The following is a 17,450-nucleotide window of genomic DNA, read 5'->3' as shown; positions in this document are numbered from 1 at the left end:
CTGGGAATAGACCCGAAACCGGGCGATCTATCCATGGGCAGGTTGAAGGTTAGGTAACACTGACTGGAGGACCGAACCGACTACCGTTGAAAAGTTAGCGGATGACCTGTGGATCGGAGTGAAAGGCTAATCAAGCTCGGAGATAGCTGGTTCTCCTCGAAAGCTATTTAGGTAGCGCCTCATGTATCACTGTAGGGGGTAGAGCACTGTTTCGGCTAGGGGGTCATCCCGACTTACCAAACCGATGCAAACTCCGAATACCTACAAGTGCCGAGCATGGGAGACACACGGCGGGTGCTAACGTCCGTCGTGAAAAGGGAAACAACCCAGACCGTCAGCTAAGGTCCCAAAGTCATGGTTAAGTGGGAAACGATGTGGGAAGGCTTAGACAGCTAGGAGGTTGGCTTAGAAGCAGCCACCCTTTAAAGAAAGCGTAATAGCTCACTAGTCGAGTCGGCCTGCGCGGAAGATGTAACGGGGCTCAAACCATGCACCGAAGCTACGGGTATCACCTTTGGTGATGCGGTAGAGGAGCGTTCTGTAAGCCTGTGAAGGTGAGTTGAGAAGCTTGCTGGAGGTATCAGAAGTGCGAATGCTGACATGAGTAACGACAATGGGTGTGAAAAACACCCACGCCGAAAGACCAAGGTTTCCTGCGCAACGTTAATCGACGCAGGGTTAGTCGGTCCCTAAGGCGAGGCTGAAAAGCGTAGTCGATGGAAAACAGGTTAATATTCCTGTACTTCTGGTTATTGCGATGGAGGGACGGAGAAGGCTAGGCCAGCCTGGCGTTGGTTGTCCAGGTTTAAGGTGGTAGGCTGAGATCTTAGGTAAATCCGGGGTCTCAAGGCCGAGAGCTGATGACGAGTGTTCCTTTGGAACACGAAGTGGTTGATGCCATGCTTCCAAGAAAAGCTTCTAAGCTTCAGGTAACCAGGAACCGTACCCCAAACCGACACAGGTGGTTGGGTAGAGAATACCAAGGCGCTTGAGAGAACTCGGGTGAAGGAACTAGGCAAAATGGCACCGTAACTTCGGGAGAAGGTGCGCCGGTGAGGGTGAAGCATTTACTGCGTAAGCCCACGCCGGTCGAAGATACCAGGCCGCTGCGACTGTTTATTAAAAACACAGCACTCTGCAAACACGAAAGTGGACGTATAGGGTGTGACGCCTGCCCGGTGCCGGAAGGTTAATTGATGGGGTTAGCGCAAGCGAAGCTCTTGATCGAAGCCCCGGTAAACGGCGGCCGTAACTATAACGGTCCTAAGGTAGCGAAATTCCTTGTCGGGTAAGTTCCGACCTGCACGAATGGCGTAACGATGGCGGCGCTGTCTCCACCCGAGACTCAGTGAAATTGAAATCGCTGTGAAGATGCAGTGTATCCGCGGCTAGACGGAAAGACCCCGTGAACCTTTACTATAGCTTTGCACTGGACTTTGAATTTGCTTGTGTAGGATAGGTGGGAGGCTTTGAAGCGTGGACGCCAGTCTGCGTGGAGCCAACCTTGAAATACCACCCTGGCAACTTTGAGGTTCTAACTCAGGTCCGTTATCCGGATCGAGGACAGTGTATGGTGGGTAGTTTGACTGGGGCGGTCTCCTCCTAAAGAGTAACGGAGGAGTACGAAGGTGCGCTCAGACCGGTCGGAAATCGGTCGTAGAGTATAAAGGCAAAAGCGCGCTTGACTGCGAGACAGACACGTCGAGCAGGTACGAAAGTAGGTCTTAGTGATCCGGTGGTTCTGTATGGAAGGGCCATCGCTCAACGGATAAAAGGTACTCCGGGGATAACAGGCTGATACCGCCCAAGAGTTCATATCGACGGCGGTGTTTGGCACCTCGATGTCGGCTCATCACATCCTGGGGCTGAAGCCGGTCCCAAGGGTATGGCTGTTCGCCATTTAAAGTGGTACGCGAGCTGGGTTTAGAACGTCGTGAGACAGTTCGGTCCCTATCTGCCGTGGACGTTTGAGATTTGAGAGGGGCTGCTCCTAGTACGAGAGGACCGGAGTGGACGAACCTCTGGTGTTCCGGTTGTCACGCCAGTGGCATTGCCGGGTAGCTATGTTCGGAAAAGATAACCGCTGAAAGCATCTAAGCGGGAAACTTGCCTCAAGATGAGATCTCACTGGAACCTTGAGTTCCCTGAAGGGCCGTCGAAGACTACGACGTTGATAGGTTGGGTGTGTAAGCGCTGTGAGGCGTTGAGCTAACCAATACTAATTGCCCGTGAGGCTTGACCATATAACACCCAAGCAATCTGCGACTCGAACGAGCACAGATTGCGGTGGCTGTGAAGACGACACGAACCGAAAGTTTGCGTCACAAACAACACCTTTATCACATACCCATTTTGCTGAATCGCGCCGCCTGGCACGCTTCGGTACCCGAATTTCTTGACGACCATAGAGCATTGGAACCACCTGATCCCATCCCGAACTCAGCAGTGAAACGATGCATCGCCGATGGTAGTGTGGGGTTTCCCCATGTGAGAGTAGGTCATCGTCAAGATTAAATTCCAGAACCCCTCATCGCTTACGCGGTGAGGGGTTTTGTCTTTTCTGCGTTTCAAAAATCGAACGTTCGTTTCTATGCAGGGTGCTTCCGCGTGGCTATCATGCGTGCCTTATTGCAAGGCGATCCTTACATGTTGACGTTGTTGAAGCTTATTGCTGATGGGGCCTTTCATTCAGGACAGGTCTTGGGAGATGCCCTCGGAATCAGCCGAAGCGCGGTCTGGAAACAGCTTCAACTGCTCGAGACGGATCTGGGTATCGAAATTCACAAGGTGCGTGGACGGGGTTATAAGCTATCCACGCCTGTGTCTTTGCTGGATGGCGACGCGTTGTCGCGTCTCGGTCTTCCGGATGGCTGGTCTTTTCATACGCTCGACTCCGTTGACTCAACCAATGCCGAAGCTGCAAGGCTTATCTCTCGTGATTGCAGCATGCCTGCTCTCGTTCTGGCTGAGCAACAAACTTCAGGCAGGGGGCGCCGTGGTCGTAAATGGGTGAGCCCTTTTGCGGCCAACATGTACTACAGCCTCGCGCTGCGTATCGACGGCGGTATGCGTCAGTTGGAGGGGCTGAGCCTGCTCATAGGTCTCGCCGTCATGACTGTGCTTCGCGACATGGGCGTTGAGCGTGCAGGCCTCAAATGGCCCAATGATGTCCTCGTAGGTGGAAAGAAGATCGCCGGAATACTGCTTGAGTTGATCGGAGACCCTGCTGACGTCTGTCACGTGATCATAGGCGTGGGGGTCAACGTAAATATGCAGCTTTGCGCCGAGGTTGATCAGTCCTGGACGTCTATTCGTCTCGAGACCGGTACCCTTGTGGATCGCAATGAGCTGGCTGTTCGCATGAGTCAAAAGATTGAGTCGTATCTGGTTGAGCATCGTCAAAAGGGATTCGAGGCATTTCGTGATGAGTGGGAGCGCGGTCACCTGTGGCAGGGCTCGGCAGTCACTTTGCTCTCGGGTGTTGAGCCGGTGAACGGCATTGTCTTGGGTATCGATGCGCTCGGCGCGTTGCGTTTGGAAGTGGATGGGGTGGAAAAAAGCTTTAGTGGTGGTGAGCTCAGCCTGAGGTTGCGCGATGATTCTTGAACTTGACTGTGGCAACAGCTTCATCAAGTGGCGTGTAACCTCGCGAAGCGATGCTGCGGTACTGGCGGGTGGCGTCGTCGATTCGGACAGTGCCTTGCTGGGCAATCTACAGAAGCTGCCCGACCTGGCGTTGAGTCATTGTCGTCTGGTGAGTGTGCGCAACGCTGCAGAGACGCAAGCGCTGGTGTCGATGCTTGCCAGTGAATTCACTGTCAGTCCGGTCTGTGCTTTGCCGGCACGTGAGCTGGCAGGCGTCGTGAACGGCTACGAGGAATTCGAGCGACTTGGGCTCGATCGCTGGCTGGCTTTTGTCGGTGCCTACCATGGCGTCCGAAAGGCTTGTCTGGTCATCGATCTCGGTACTGCTGTCACTTCTGACTTCGTGGCTTCTGATGGCAAGCACCTGGGCGGTTTCATATGCCCGGGCATGCCTCTGATGCGTGATCAGCTGCGCACCCACACGCGTCGTATAAGGTATGACGATGCAACAGCGCAGCGAGCCCTTACGGACCTCGTTCCCGGTCGTTCGACTGCTGAGGCGGTTGAGCGTGGTTGCTCTCTGATGATTCGTGGTTTTGCGATGACGCAGTTGGAGATCGCGCGAGGATATTGGGGGAATGATTTTGCCGTATTCATCACGGGCGGTGATGCGAGTCTGATCGCCGATGTTCTCCCGGGCGCTCGTATTGTTCCTGATCTGGTTTTTGTCGGTCTGGCCCTGGCTTGCCCGCTGCCCTGAGGTTTCTATGCGTTGGTTGTTTCTTCTTCTGTTGATGTTGAATGGCTTCTACTACATCTGGCACCAGCAAGAGGCGCCTCTGCGGGCGAAGGAAGTGCTTCCGCTGGCATTGCATCGCGCTGCACAGCAGGACATACGCTTGCTCAGTGAGTCTGATCCTGCGCACCTGCCTCGAGATGCCGATTCGAACTGCCTTTATCTGGGTGGTTTCTCACGCCAGGAAGACGCTCGCGCGGTGGAGCAGCGGCTCAATAGCCTGGATATCCAGTCGCAATTCCAGGATCTGCAGCCCGGCGCCGGTGCGGGTTACTGGCTTAAAATAACGCCTGAAAGTCGACGTCTTGTCGAGTCTGGAGTCATCAGCCAGCTGACTCAGGACTTCCCTCAGTTAAAAAACAAAATAATGTCATGTGAAGGCATTGCAACTGCAGAATAGTTTGCATAGAATGGCGCCCGCTTCGCAGTGAGGTGTAAGTCTCGCGAACGAAGTGGAAATGGTCAACGCATGTAACCTCAGGTTTTTACTGAGAAAAAGGTTGACAGAAGGGTGGCATGAGTTGAGAATGCTGCCCTGCTCAGGAGGGGTTCCCGAGCGGCCAAAGGGATCAGACTGTAAATCTGACGTCTACGACTTCGAAGGTTCGAATCCTTCCCCCTCCACCAGATTTAGCGCGAGCTGCAAATTGCGCGGGTATAGTTTAGTGGTAGAACCTCAGCCTTCCAAGCTGATGATGCGGGTTCGATTCCCGCTACCCGCTCCATGTTTGCAGCTTATGCAGATTGTATTGCTCTTGTAGCTCAGTTGGTAGAGCACACCCTTGGTAAGGGTGAGGTCAGCGGTTCGAATCCGCTCAAGAGCTCCATTGCTAAAGGCAGATATGAAAATATCTGCCTTTGTTTTAGGTAAATGTGCAATGCGCGGTTTGCCTGGAGCTGTTCAAGTCGGCGCCATTGGTTGGTGGGATTTGAATAAGGTGTTGAAATACTGTTGTCAGGTCCGCATAATGGTCGGCCTGATTTTGCTTTTAGGTCAGTAGCTCAATTGGCAGAGCGACGGTCTCCAAAACCGTAGGTTGGGGGTTCGATTCCCTCCTGACCTGCCAGATTCCCTAGATGTAATCTGGCTTTCTTTTCACAGGATCTCCGTAGATGAATCCCAAGGCTGAAGCATCAGACTCTCGCTTCGATATGCTGAAGTGGCTCCTCGTAGTCGTTTTGGTCGTCGTGGGTGTCGTCGGCAATCAGTACTATTCTGCTGAGCCGATCCTGTACCGTGTTCTCGCTCTCCTTGTTATCGCTGCTGCAGCTGCGTTTGTCGCTCTGCAGACTGGCAAGGGCAAGTCTTTCTTCGTTCTGGCGAAGGAGGCGCGTGCCGAGATCCGTAAAGTCGTTTGGCCTACTCGCCAAGAAACCACGCAGACCACACTGATTGTTGTGGCTGTTGTTCTGGTTATGGCGTTGCTGTTGTGGGGGCTTGATTCCCTGCTCGGCTGGCTTGTTTCCTTGATTGTTGGCTAAGGGTGTCCCGTGGCTAAGCGTTGGTACGTAGTGCATGCTTACTCGGGTTACGAGAAGCATGTCATGCGCTCGTTGGTCGAGCGTGTGAAGCTCGCAGGCATGGAAGATGGCTTCGGCGAAATTCTGGTTCCCACTGAAGAAGTGGTTGAAATGCGTAATGGCCAGAAACGCAAAAGCGAACGCAAGTTCTTCCCTGGTTACGTGCTGGTTCAGATGGACATGAATGAGGGTACTTGGCACTTGGTCAAGGATACCCCGCGTGTCATGGGCTTCATCGGCGGTACCGCTGATAAGCCTGCACCGATCACCGACAAAGAGGCAGAAGCTATTCTGCGTCGTGTCGCCGACGGTAGCGACAAGCCAAAGCCGAAGACTCTGTTCGAGCCGGGCGAGGTTGTTCGCGTTACCGACGGTCCGTTTGCCGATTTCAACGGCACGGTCGAAGAAGTCAACTACGAAAAGAGCCGTATCCAGGTGGCGGTGCTCATTTTCGGACGCTCTACTCCGGTAGAGTTGGAGTTCAGTCAGGTCGAAAAGGCATAACTGAGCTGGAATCCCATACCCCGCAGCCTAAGGCTGTGGGGTTTTTTCGTCACTGGGATATACGCGTAAGCAACCGGGGAGCCTTTATTGGCGCTTGTACCCGTAATTGGAGTGCCTCATGGCCAAGAAGATTAGTGCATACATCAAGCTGCAAGTGAAAGCCGCTCAGGCTAACCCAAGCCCGCCAGTAGGCCCGGCTCTGGGTCAGCACGGTGTGAATATCATGGAATTCTGCAAAGCGTTCAACGCCCGTACCCAGGGTATTGAGCCAGGCCTGCCGACTCCAGTGATCATCACTGTATACAGCGACCGTAGCTTCACTTTCGAAACAAAAAGTACCCCTGCGTCGGTTCTGCTGAAGAAAGCTGCAGGTCTGACCAGCGGCTCGGCTCGCCCGAACACCGTTAAAGTTGGCACCGTGACCCGTGCTCAGCTGGAAGAAATCGCAAAAGCAAAAAATGCGGATCTGACTGCTGCTGACATGGATGCGGCCGTGCGTACCATCGCCGGTTCCGCTCGTAGCATGGGCCTTAACGTGGAGGGTGTGTAATGGCTAAGCTGACCAAGCGTCAAAAGGCAATCGCTGGCAAGATCGAAGCTGGCAAGGCCTACAACTTTGTAGACGCAGCTGCTCTGCTGACCGAGCTGTCGACTGTCAAGTTCAGCGAGTCCGTTGACATCGCTGTAAACCTGGGCGTTGACCCTCGTAAATCCGACCAGGTAGTTCGTAGCGCTACCGTTCTGCCGCACGGCACTGGCAAAACTGTACGCGTTGCAGTTTTCACCCAGGGTCCTGCTGCTGAAGCCGCTCTGGCTGCCGGCGCTGATCGCGTTGGTATGGACGACCTGGCTGCCGAAATGAAAGCTGGCGACCTGAACTACGACGTGGTCATTGCTTCCCCGGACGCAATGCGTGTTGTAGGTCAGTTGGGTCAGGTTCTGGGTCCTCGCGGCCTGATGCCTAACCCGAAAGTCGGTACTGTTACTCCTGACGTTGCTAACGCCGTCAAGAATGCCAAGGCTGGTCAGGTTCGTTATCGCACCGACAAGAACGGCATCATCCACACTTCCGTTGGCAAGGTCGGCTTCGACGCCGTCAAGCTGAAGGAAAACGTTGAAGCACTGATCGCTGATCTCAAGCGCATCAAGCCTGCTTCCTCGAAAGGTATCTACGTCAAGCGCGTTACTCTGAGCACCACTATGGGCCCAGGCCTGGTGATCGATCAGGGCTCGCTGGACGCGTAAGACAAAGGCGGCACGTCTGACGACGTGCCGCCGAAAAATTGGGGTCCCTGCCTGGCGGGGGCTATCCAAGACCGTAGGCGGCGCAAGTCTTAAAACTCAAGCCTACGCAGATGGTGCTCCCGGTTCCTTACCGAATCAGACACCAAAACGACATCAGGCTTCGGCCAGGTGAAACGGTAACAAGCAGGAGTTAAACCCGTGGCAATTAAACTCGAAGACAAGAAGGCCATCGTCGCTGAAGTCAACGAGGCTGCCAAAGCTGGTCTGTCCGCAGTCGTGGCTGATGCCCGCGGCGTGACAGTTAGCGCTATGACCGGACTCCGTAAAGAGGCTCGTGAAGCTGGCGTTTACGTACGTGTTGTACGTAACACCCTGCTCAAGCGCGCTGTTGCCGACACTGATTTCAGTGTCCTCAACGACGTGTTCACAGGCCCGACCTTGATCGCATTCTCCAACGAACATCCGGGCGCTGCTGCTCGTCTGTTCAAGGAATTCGCAAAAGGTCAGGACAAGTTCGAGATCAAGGCAGCTGCGTTCGAGGGCAAGTTCCTCGCAGCTAATCAGATCGATGTACTGGCAACCCTGCCGACCCGTGACGAAGCAATTTCTCAGCTGATGAGCGTGATTCAAGGCGCTACCAGCAAGTTGGCTCGTACTCTGGCGGCTGTTCGCGACCAGAAAGAAGCAGCTGCAGCCTAAGGGTTCGCCGCTTCTCGCGTTTTTTGTTTTTTTCGATGGTCGCGTAGGCCGTCCCCAAATCAGGAATTAGAGTCATGTCTATCTCTCAAAACGATATCCTCGAAGCCGTTGGCAACATGTCCGTAATGGAAGTTGTTGAGCTGATCAAAGCTTTCGAAGAAAAATTCGGCGTTACTGCTGCCGCTGCTTCGGCTGGTCCAGCTGTTGCTGCTGCTGTTGTTGAAGAGCAAACTGAATTCAACGTCATGCTGCTGGAAGCTGGCGAGAAGAAAGTTAACGTCATCAAGGCAGTTCGTGAACTGACCGGTCTGGGCCTGAAAGAAGCCAAGGCAGTCGTTGACGGCGCCCCAGCAATGGTTCTGGAAGCTGTTGCCAAAGACGCAGCTGACAAAGCCAAAGCTACTCTGGAAGAAGCAGGCGCTAAAGTCGAGCTGAAATAAGCATCGATTTGAGTGTCCAGCCCACGCATCTAGCGAAAGGCTGATGGCTGGTGGCTTTTGCCACCGGCCTTTTTCCGTTATAGACGATTGGCGTGGCCAATGTCTGTAGCGTGCAAGACCCACCGATGACGGTGGCGCAAACCGAGGGGTTTGCACGATTTTCTGGCTGCTTCCGTCGGGAGGGAGCCAAACAAGCAGGTGACCAAGCTGGGGAACGCTGATGGCTTACTCATATACTGAGAAAAAACGTATCCGCAAGGACTTTAGCAAGTTGCCGGACGTAATGGATGTGCCGTATCTCTTGGCCATCCAGCTGGATTCGTATCGCGAATTCCTGCAGGCGGGAGCGACCAAAGATCAGTTCCGCGACGTCGGTCTGCATGCAGCCTTCAAATCCGTTTTCCCGATCATCAGCTACTCCGGCAATGCTGCGCTGGAGTATGTAGGTTATCGCTTGGGCGAACCGGCATTTGATGTCAAGGAATGCGTGCTGCGCGGTGTGACTTACGCTGTACCTCTGCGAGTCAAGGTTCGTCTGATCATCTTCGACAAAGAGTCGTCGAACAAGGCGATCAAGGACATCAAAGAGCAAGAAGTCTACATGGGTGAAATCCCCCTGATGACTGAAAACGGTACCTTCGTAATCAACGGTACCGAGCGCGTTATCGTGTCTCAGCTGCACCGTTCGCCTGGCGTATTCTTCGACCACGACCGTGGCAAGACGCACAGCTCCGGTAAGCTGCTGTACTCCGCTCGTATCATTCCTTACCGCGGTTCGTGGCTGGACTTCGAGTTCGATCCGAAAGACTGCGTATTCGTCCGTATCGACCGTCGTCGCAAGCTGCCTGCGTCCGTGCTGCTGCGCGCATTGGGTTACACCACCGAGCAAGTGCTCGATGCTTTCTATACCACCAACGTATTCCATGTTCGCGGTGAAAACCTGAGCCTGGAGCTGGTGCCTCAGCGCCTGCGTGGTGAGATTGCTGTCCTTGATATCCTGGACGACAAAGGCAAGGTCATTGTCGAGCAAGGTCGCCGTATTACTGCTCGTCACATCAACCAGCTGGAAAAGGCCGGGATCAAGGAGCTCGAAGTGCCGCTGGACTACGTCCTGGGCCGCACCACAGCCAAGGTCATCGTGCATCCGGCTACCGGCGAAATCATCGCCGAGTGCAACACCGAGCTGAACACTGAAATCCTGGCCAAGATCGCCAAGGCTCAGGTTGTTCGCATCGAAACGTTGTACACCAACGACATCGACTGCGGTCCGTTCGTCTCCGACACATTGAAGATCGATTCCACCAGCAACCAACTGGAAGCGCTGGTCGAGATCTATCGCATGATGCGTCCTGGCGAGCCACCGACCAAGGATGCTGCCGAGACTCTGTTCAACAACCTGTTCTTCAGCCCTGAGCGCTACGACCTGTCGGCTGTAGGCCGGATGAAGTTCAACCGTCGTATCGGTCGCACCGAGATCGAAGGTTCGGGCGTGCTGTGCAAGGAAGACATCGTAGCGGTCCTGAAGACCCTCGTTGACATCCGTAACGGCAAAGGCATCGTCGATGACATCGACCACCTCGGTAACCGTCGCGTTCGTTGCGTTGGTGAAATGGCCGAAAACCAGTTCCGTGTAGGTCTGGTGCGTGTAGAACGCGCGGTCAAAGAGCGTCTGTCGATGGCAGAGAGCGAAGGCCTGATGCCTCAGGACCTGATCAACGCCAAGCCAGTCGCTGCAGCGGTGAAAGAGTTCTTCGGTTCCAGCCAGCTTTCCCAGTTCATGGACCAGAACAACCCGCTGTCCGAGATCACCCACAAGCGTCGTGTCTCTGCACTCGGCCCTGGCGGTCTGACTCGTGAGCGCGCCGGCTTTGAAGTTCGAGACGTTCACCCGACTCACTACGGCCGCGTGTGCCCGATTGAAACGCCGGAAGGTCCGAACATCGGTCTGATCAACTCGTTGGCAGCCTACGCTCGCACCAACCAGTACGGTTTCCTCGAGAGCCCGTACCGCGTTGTTAAAGAAGGTCTGGTTACCGACGAGATCGTTTTCCTGTCGGCAATCGAAGAAGCGGATCACGTCATTGCACAGGCTTCGGCCGCAATGAACGACAAGCAAGAGCTGATCGACGAGCTGGTTGCGGTACGTCACCTCAACGAATTTACGGTCAAGGCACCTGCCGACGTTACCCTGATGGACGTTTCGCCCAAGCAGGTTGTATCGGTAGCAGCGTCCCTGATCCCGTTCCTTGAGCACGACGACGCCAACCGTGCGTTGATGGGTTCCAACATGCAGCGTCAGGCTGTACCTACCCTGCGTGCTGACAAGCCGCTGGTCGGTACCGGCATGGAGCGCAACGTTGCGCGTGACTCCGGCGTTTGCGTCGTGGCTCGTCGTGGCGGTGTGATCGACTCGGTTGACGCCAGCCGTATCGTGGTTCGTGTTGCTGACGACGAAGTTGAGACAGGTGAGGCCGGTGTAGACATCTACAACCTGACCAAATACACCCGTTCCAACCAGAACACCTGCATCAACCAGCGTCCGCTGGTGAGCAAGGGTGATCGCGTTCAGCGCAGCGACATCATGGCCGATGGTCCGTCCACCGACATGGGTGAGCTGGCACTGGGTCAGAACATGCGCATCGCGTTCATGGCCTGGAACGGTTTCAACTTCGAAGACTCCATCTGCCTGTCCGAGCGTGTGGTTCAGGAAGATCGCTTCACCACGATCCATATTCAGGAACTGACCTGTGTGGCCCGTGACACCAAGCTTGGCCCAGAGGAAATCACTGCCGACATCCCGAACGTGGGTGAAGCGGCGCTGAACAAGCTGGACGAAGCCGGTATCGTTTACGTAGGTGCCGAAGTCGGCGCCGGCGACATCCTGGTCGGCAAGGTCACTCCGAAAGGCGAGACCCAGCTGACTCCGGAAGAAAAACTGCTGCGTGCGATCTTCGGTGAGAAAGCCAGCGACGTTAAAGACACTTCCCTGCGCGTACCGACCGGTACCAAAGGTACTGTCATCGACGTTCAGGTCTTCACCCGTGATGGTGTCGAGCGTGACGCGCGTGCACTGTCCATCGAGAAGTCGCAACTCGACGAGATCCGCAAGGATCTGAACGAAGAGTTCCGCATCGTTGAAGGCGCTACTTTCGAACGTCTGCGCTCTGCGCTGGTCGGTCGTGTTGCAGAAGGCGGTGCTGGCCTCAAGAAAGGTCAGGAAATCACCGACGAAGTCCTCGACGGTCTTGAGCATGGTCAGTGGTTCAAGCTGCGCATGGCTGAAGACGCTCTGAACGAGCAGCTCGAAAAGGCTCAGGCCTACATCGTTGATCGTCGCCGTCTGCTGGACGACAAGTTCGAAGACAAGAAGCGCAAGCTGCAACAGGGCGATGACCTGGCACCTGGCGTACTGAAGATCGTCAAGGTCTACCTGGCAATCCGTCGTCGCATCCAGCCGGGCGACAAGATGGCCGGTCGTCACGGTAACAAGGGTGTGGTCTCCGTGATCATGCCGGTTGAAGACATGCCGCACGATGCCAACGGTACGCCGGTGGACATCGTACTCAACCCGCTGGGCGTACCTTCGCGTATGAACGTCGGTCAGATCCTTGAAACCCACCTGGGCCTCGCGGCCAAGGGCCTGGGCGAGAAGATCAACCGCATGCTCGAAGAGCAGCGTAAAGTGGTTGAGCTGCGCAAGTTCCTCACCGAGATCTACAACGAGATCGGTGGCCGTCAGGAAAACCTGGACGAATTCACCGACCAGGAAGTTCTGGATCTGGCGAAGAACCTGCGTAACGGTGTTCCGATGGCCACTCCGGTGTTCGACGGCGCCAAGGAAAGCGAAATCAAGGCAATGCTCAAGCTGGCTGACATGCCAGAGAGCGGCCAGATGCAACTGTTCGACGGTCGCACAGGCAACAAGTTTGAGCGTCCTGTAACAGTTGGCTACATGTACATGCTGAAGCTGAACCACTTGGTGGACGACAAGATGCACGCGCGTTCCACTGGTTCTTACAGCCTGGTTACCCAGCAGCCGCTGGGTGGTAAGGCACAGTTCGGTGGTCAGCGTTTCGGGGAGATGGAAGTGTGGGCGCTGGAAGCATACGGCGCGGCGTACACTCTGCAGGAAATGCTCACAGTCAAGTCGGACGATGTGAACGGTCGTACCAAGATGTACAAAAACATCGTGGACGGCGATCACCGTATGGAGCCGGGCATGCCCGAGTCTTTCAACGTGTTGATCAAAGAAATCCGTTCGCTCGGTATCGATATCGATCTGGAAACCGAATAACACGTGACGTGAATCGGGAGCAGGGCGTAAATCCCTGCTCCCTGCTCCGCCAGGAGGAAAGGCCTTGAAAGACCTACTGAATTTGCTGAAAAACCAGGGTCAAGTCGAAGAGTTCGATGCTATCCGCATCGGCCTCGCGTCGCCTGAGATGATCCGCTCGTGGTCGTTCGGTGAAGTTAAAAAGCCGGAAACCATCAACTACCGTACGTTCAAGCCTGAGCGTGACGGTCTGTTCTGCGCCAAGATCTTTGGCCCGGTAAAAGATTACGAGTGCTTGTGCGGTAAGTACAAGCGCCTGAAGCACCGCGGTGTCATCTGCGAAAAATGCGGTGTGGAAGTGGCTCTGGCCAAGGTTCGTCGCGAGCGCATGGCTCACATCGAACTGGCTTCGCCAGTCGCTCACATCTGGTTCCTGAAGTCCCTGCCGTCCCGTATCGGCCTGCTGATGGACATGACCCTGCGTGATATCGAGCGCGTTCTCTACTTCGAGAGCTATGTCGTTATCGATCCAGGCATGACCACCCTCGAAAAGGGTCAGCTGCTGAACGACGAGCAGTACTTCGAAGCGCTGGAAGAGTTCGGTGACGACTTCGACGCCCGCATGGGTGCCGAAGCTGTCCGTGAACTCCTGCACGCTATCGATCTGGAGCACGAAATTGGCCGTCTGCGTGAAGAGATTCCGCAAACCAATTCCGAGACCAAGATCAAGAAGCTGTCCAAGCGTCTGAAGCTGATGGAAGCCTTCCAGGGTTCCGGCAACCTCCCTGAGTGGATGGTGCTGACCGTTCTGCCGGTTCTGCCGCCAGATCTGCGTCCTCTGGTTCCATTGGACGGTGGCCGTTTCGCGACGTCCGACCTCAACGATCTGTATCGTCGAGTGATCAACCGTAACAACCGTTTGAAGCGTCTGCTGGATCTGTCCGCTCCTGACATCATCGTGCGCAACGAAAAGCGCATGCTGCAGGAAGCGGTCGATGCCCTGCTGGACAACGGTCGTCGCGGTCGCGCAATCACCGGTTCCAACAAGCGTCCTCTGAAATCCCTGGCTGACATGATCAAGGGTAAGCAAGGTCGTTTCCGTCAGAACCTGCTCGGTAAGCGCGTTGACTACTCCGGTCGTTCGGTAATTACCGTAGGTCCGACCCTGCGTCTGCATCAGTGCGGTCTGCCTAAGAAAATGGCTCTCGAGCTGTTCAAGCCGTTCATTTTCGGCAAGCTGGAAATGCGTGGCCTGGCCACGACGATCAAAGCTGCCAAGAAGATGGTCGAGCGCGAGCTGCCGGAAGTGTGGGACGTTCTCGCTGAAGTGATTCGCGAACACCCAGTGCTTCTGAACCGTGCGCCAACGCTTCACCGTCTGGGTATCCAGGCATTTGAACCGGTACTGATCGAAGGTAAGGCTATCCAGCTGCACCCTCTGGTCTGTGCTGCGTACAACGCCGACTTCGACGGCGACCAGATGGCCGTTCACGTTCCTTTGACGCTGGAAGCCCAGCTCGAAGCGCGTGCGCTCATGATGTCGACCAACAACATCCTGTCGCCAGCCAACGGTGAGCCAATCATCGTTCCGTCGCAGGACGTTGTACTGGGTCTGTACTACATGACCCGCGAAGCGATCAACGCCAAGGGCGAAGGCCGTGTGTTTGCAGACCTGCAGGAAGTCGACCGCGTATTCCGCGCCGGCGAAGCAGCGCTGCACGCAAAGGTCAAGGTCCGCATCCACGAAACGGTCAATGATCGTGATGGTGGCAGCGTCAAGAACACCCGTATCGTCGACACCACTGTCGGCCGTGCGCTGTTGTTCCAGGTGGTTCCGGCCGGCCTGTCCTACGACGTCGTCAACCAGCCTATGAAGAAGAAGGCGATCTCCAAGCTGATCAACCAGTGCTACCGCGTGGTTGGTCTGAAAGAGACCGTCATTTTCGCTGACCAGTTGATGTACACCGGTTTTGCCTACTCGACTATCTCTGGTGTTTCGATCGGCGTTAACGACTTCGTTATCCCGGACGAGAAGGCTCGCATCATTGACGCGGCCACCGAAGAAGTTAAAGAAATCGAAAGTCAGTACGCCTCGGGCCTGGTTACTCAGGGCGAGAAGTACAACAAGGTGATCGACCTCTGGTCCAAGGCGAACGACGAAGTATCCAAGGCAATGATGTCGAACCTCTCGAAAGAGCGGGTGATCGACCGTCATGGTGTCGAAGTCGACCAGGAATCCTTCAACTCGATGTACATGATGGCTGACTCGGGCGCGCGTGGTTCTGCTGCCCAGATCCGTCAGCTGGCCGGTATGCGTGGTCTGATGGCCAAGCCGGACGGCTCCATCATCGAAACGCCGATCACAGCGAACTTCCGTGAAGGTTTGAGCGTACTTCAGTACTTCATCTCGACTCACGGTGCTCGTAAGGGTCTTGCGGATACCGCACTGAAGACCGCTAACTCCGGTTATCTGACTCGTCGTCTGGTAGACGTCGCGCAGGATCTGGTCGTTACCGAAGTCGATTGCGGCACCGAACACGGCTTGCTGATGACTCCGCACATTGAAGGCGGTGACGTTGTCGAGCCTCTGGGTGAGCGCGTACTGGGTCGAGTTATCGCCCGTGACGTATTCAAGCCAGGCACTGAAGAAGTGATCGTGCCTGCCGGTACGCTGGTAGACGAGAAGTGGGTCGAGTTCATCGAACTGAACAGCATCGACGAAGTGATCGTTCGCTCGCCGATCAGCTGTGAAACCCGCTACGGCATCTGCGCCAAGTGCTACGGCCGCGACCTGGCTCGCGGGCATCAGGTCAACATTGGTGAAGCTGTCGGCGTTATCGCTGCACAGTCCATCGGTGAGCCGGGTACCCAGCTGACAATGCGTACGTTCCACATCGGTGGTGCGGCAAGCCGGACCTCCGCAGCTGACAGCGTTCAGGTGAAGAATGGCGGTACTGTTCGTCTTCACAACCTGAAGCACGTTGAGCGTGTTGACGGTTGCCTGGTTGCGGTATCCCGCTCCGGTGAGCTGGCAATCGCAGATGACTTCGGTCGTGAGCGTGAGCGTTACAAGCTGCCATACGGTGCAGTGATTTCGGTGAAGGAAGGTGACAAGGTCGACGCTGGCTCTATCGTGGCCAAGTGGGATCCGCACACTCACCCAATCGTCACCGAGATGAAAGGTACTGTTACCTACGTCGGCATGGAAGAAGGCATCACGATCAAGCGTCAGACCGACGAATTGACCGGTATGACCAACATTGAAGTGCTCGATGCCAAAGACCGTCCAGCTGCCGGCAAGGACATCCGTCCGGCCGTGAAGATGGTGGGTCTGGATGGCAAGGATCTGTTGCTGCCGGGCACTGACGTACCTGCTCAGTACTTCCTGCCTGCAAACGCCCTTGTTGGTGTTGCGGACGGTGCGCAGATCGCGATCGGTGATGTTATCGCTCGTATTCCGCAGGAAACTTCGAAGACCCGTGACATCACCGGTGGTCTGCCGCGTGTTGCCGACCTGTTCGAAGCCCGTCGTCCGAAAGAGGCGTCGATCCTTGCAGAAGTCAGCGGGACCATCGCATTCGGTAAAGAGACCAAAGGCAAGCGCCGTCTGGTCATTACCCCGAACGACGGTAGCGATCCGTACGAGGAGCTGATTCCGAAGTGGCGTCACCTGAACGTCTTCGAAGGCGAACAAGTGAACCGCGGCGAAGTTATCTCCGACGGTCCGAGCGATCCACACGACATCCTGCGTCTGTTGGGTGTGAGTGCGCTGGCCAAGTACATCGTCAACGAGATCCAGGACGTTTACCGTCTGCAGGGCGTGAAGATCAACGACAAGCACATCGAGACCATCCTGCGTCAGATGCTGCGTAAGGTTGAGATTGCCGAGTCTGGCGATTCCAGCTTCATCAAGGGTGACCAGATGGAGTTGACTCACGTACTGGTAGAGAACGAGCGTCTGAGCACGGAAGACAAGTTTGTCTCCAAGTTCACACGCGTTCTGCTGGGTATCACCAAGGCATCGCTGTCCACTGAGTCGTTCATTTCCGCGGCCTCCTTCCAGGAGACAACCCGCGTACTGACCGAAGCAGCTGTGACTGGCAAGCGCGATTACCTGCGCGGCCTGAAGGAGAACGTGGTCGTGGGTCGTCTGATCCCGGCCGGTACCGGTCTGGCTTATCACAGCGAGCGCAAGCGTCGCCGTGAAATGGACAAACCGATGCGTGTCAGTGCGAGCGAGGTAGAAGCCGCTCTGACTGAAGCGTTGAACTCCAGCGGTAACTGAGACTAAAGCCTCGGCACTCGCATCAGTCGCACAGCATTCGTGCTGTTCGCCTGATGTGGACGTCGGGGCTTTGTCTTGACTGGGGACAGGATCCTCTTTAGA

The 17,450-nt window shown here is 55.5% G+C and carries 11 protein-coding genes, 4 tRNA genes and 2 rRNA genes (1 of these 17 running past the window's edge); all 17 read left to right on the top strand.

Features of this window, described 5'->3' with window-relative positions; genetic code table 11:
- Nucleotides 1-2,243 (top strand): 23S ribosomal RNA (locus AC0IXS_RS11640) (it extends 650 nt beyond the left edge of the window).
- 151 nt (nt 2,244-2,394) lie between these two features.
- Nucleotides 2,395-2,510, top strand: a 5S ribosomal RNA gene (rrf, locus tag AC0IXS_RS11635).
- 136 nt (nt 2,511-2,646) lie between these two features.
- Nucleotides 2,647-3,606, top strand: a complete 960-nt coding sequence (gene birA, locus AC0IXS_RS11630; RefSeq protein ID WP_137202883.1) for a bifunctional biotin--[acetyl-CoA-carboxylase] ligase/biotin operon repressor BirA — start codon at nt 2,647-2,649, stop codon at nt 3,604-3,606.
- Complete coding sequence (locus tag AC0IXS_RS11625; protein WP_057410829.1) at nt 3,596-4,345, top strand: pantothenate kinase; 750 nt, start codon at nt 3,596-3,598, stop codon at nt 4,343-4,345. The genes birA and AC0IXS_RS11625 overlap by 11 nt, the downstream gene beginning before the upstream one ends.
- A 7-nt stretch (nt 4,346-4,352) precedes the next feature.
- The gene (locus AC0IXS_RS11620; protein WP_122668891.1) at nt 4,353-4,781 is read left to right on the top strand and encodes a hypothetical protein; all 429 of its coding nucleotides are present in this window, start codon (nt 4,353-4,355) and stop codon (nt 4,779-4,781) included.
- Between the two features lie 142 nt (nt 4,782-4,923).
- Nucleotides 4,924-5,008, top strand: a tRNA-Tyr gene (locus AC0IXS_RS11615).
- A 24-nt stretch (nt 5,009-5,032) separates the two neighbouring features.
- A tRNA-Gly gene (locus AC0IXS_RS11610) sits at nt 5,033-5,106 on the top strand.
- A gap of 26 nt (nt 5,107-5,132) precedes the next feature.
- Nucleotides 5,133-5,208: transfer RNA gene (locus AC0IXS_RS11605), tRNA-Thr, on the top strand.
- Between the two features lie 164 nt (nt 5,209-5,372).
- Nucleotides 5,373-5,448 (top strand) — tRNA-Trp (locus AC0IXS_RS11600).
- A gap of 46 nt (nt 5,449-5,494) precedes the next feature.
- On the top strand, nt 5,495-5,863 hold the full coding sequence (gene secE, locus AC0IXS_RS11595) for a preprotein translocase subunit SecE (RefSeq protein WP_004883646.1): 369 nt from the start codon (nt 5,495-5,497) through the stop codon (nt 5,861-5,863).
- 9 nt (nt 5,864-5,872) lie between these two features.
- A complete protein-coding gene (gene nusG, locus AC0IXS_RS11590; RefSeq protein ID WP_003317113.1) occupies nt 5,873-6,406 on the top strand; it encodes a transcription termination/antitermination protein NusG in 534 nt (177 codons plus the stop codon).
- A gap of 118 nt (nt 6,407-6,524) precedes the next feature.
- Nucleotides 6,525-6,956, top strand: coding sequence for a 50S ribosomal protein L11 (gene rplK / locus AC0IXS_RS11585; RefSeq protein WP_004883650.1), 432 nt, complete (start codon nt 6,525-6,527; stop codon nt 6,954-6,956).
- A complete protein-coding gene (rplA, locus tag AC0IXS_RS11580) occupies nt 6,956-7,651 on the top strand; it encodes a 50S ribosomal protein L1 (protein WP_004883652.1) in 696 nt (231 codons plus the stop codon). The genes rplK and rplA overlap by 1 nt, the downstream gene beginning before the upstream one ends.
- Before the next feature lie 198 nt (nt 7,652-7,849).
- Nucleotides 7,850-8,350, top strand: coding sequence for a 50S ribosomal protein L10 (gene rplJ, locus AC0IXS_RS11575; protein ID WP_004883655.1), 501 nt, complete (start codon nt 7,850-7,852; stop codon nt 8,348-8,350).
- A gap of 74 nt (nt 8,351-8,424) precedes the next feature.
- The gene (gene rplL / locus AC0IXS_RS11570) at nt 8,425-8,790 is read left to right on the top strand and encodes a 50S ribosomal protein L7/L12 (protein WP_004883656.1); all 366 of its coding nucleotides are present in this window, start codon (nt 8,425-8,427) and stop codon (nt 8,788-8,790) included.
- Nucleotides 8,791-9,010: 220 nt separating this feature from the next.
- Nucleotides 9,011-13,084, top strand: a complete 4,074-nt coding sequence (gene rpoB / locus AC0IXS_RS11565) for a DNA-directed RNA polymerase subunit beta (protein WP_029241916.1) — start codon at nt 9,011-9,013, stop codon at nt 13,082-13,084.
- A 64-nt stretch (nt 13,085-13,148) separates the two neighbouring features.
- Nucleotides 13,149-17,348: a DNA-directed RNA polymerase subunit beta' gene (gene rpoC / locus AC0IXS_RS11560; RefSeq protein ID WP_004883660.1), complete on the top strand. Its 4,200-nt coding sequence runs from the start codon at nt 13,149-13,151 to the stop codon at nt 17,346-17,348.
- Nucleotides 17,349-17,450: the final 102 nt, after the last annotated feature.

The sequence above is a fragment of the Pseudomonas sp. AC016 genome (assembly GCF_979253365.1).
This window is presented reverse-complemented; position numbering and strand designations above follow the sequence as displayed.

What these genes read in the sequence shown, in the direction of transcription:
- rplL (WP_004883656.1), top strand. Translation starts at nt 8,425, where the DNA reads ATGTCTATCTCTCAAAACGATATCCTCGAAGCCGTTGGCAACATGTCC.
- birA (WP_137202883.1), top strand. Translation starts at nt 2,647, where the DNA reads ATGTTGACGTTGTTGAAGCTTATTGCTGATGGGGCCTTTCATTCAGGA.
- AC0IXS_RS11625 (WP_057410829.1), top strand. Translation starts at nt 3,596, where the DNA reads ATGATTCTTGAACTTGACTGTGGCAACAGCTTCATCAAGTGGCGTGTA.
- secE (WP_004883646.1), top strand. Translation starts at nt 5,495, where the DNA reads ATGAATCCCAAGGCTGAAGCATCAGACTCTCGCTTCGATATGCTGAAG.
- rplK (WP_004883650.1), top strand. Translation starts at nt 6,525, where the DNA reads ATGGCCAAGAAGATTAGTGCATACATCAAGCTGCAAGTGAAAGCCGCT.
- AC0IXS_RS11620 (WP_122668891.1), top strand. Translation starts at nt 4,353, where the DNA reads ATGCGTTGGTTGTTTCTTCTTCTGTTGATGTTGAATGGCTTCTACTAC.
- rpoB (WP_029241916.1), top strand. Translation starts at nt 9,011, where the DNA reads ATGGCTTACTCATATACTGAGAAAAAACGTATCCGCAAGGACTTTAGC.
- rplA (WP_004883652.1), top strand. Translation starts at nt 6,956, where the DNA reads ATGGCTAAGCTGACCAAGCGTCAAAAGGCAATCGCTGGCAAGATCGAA.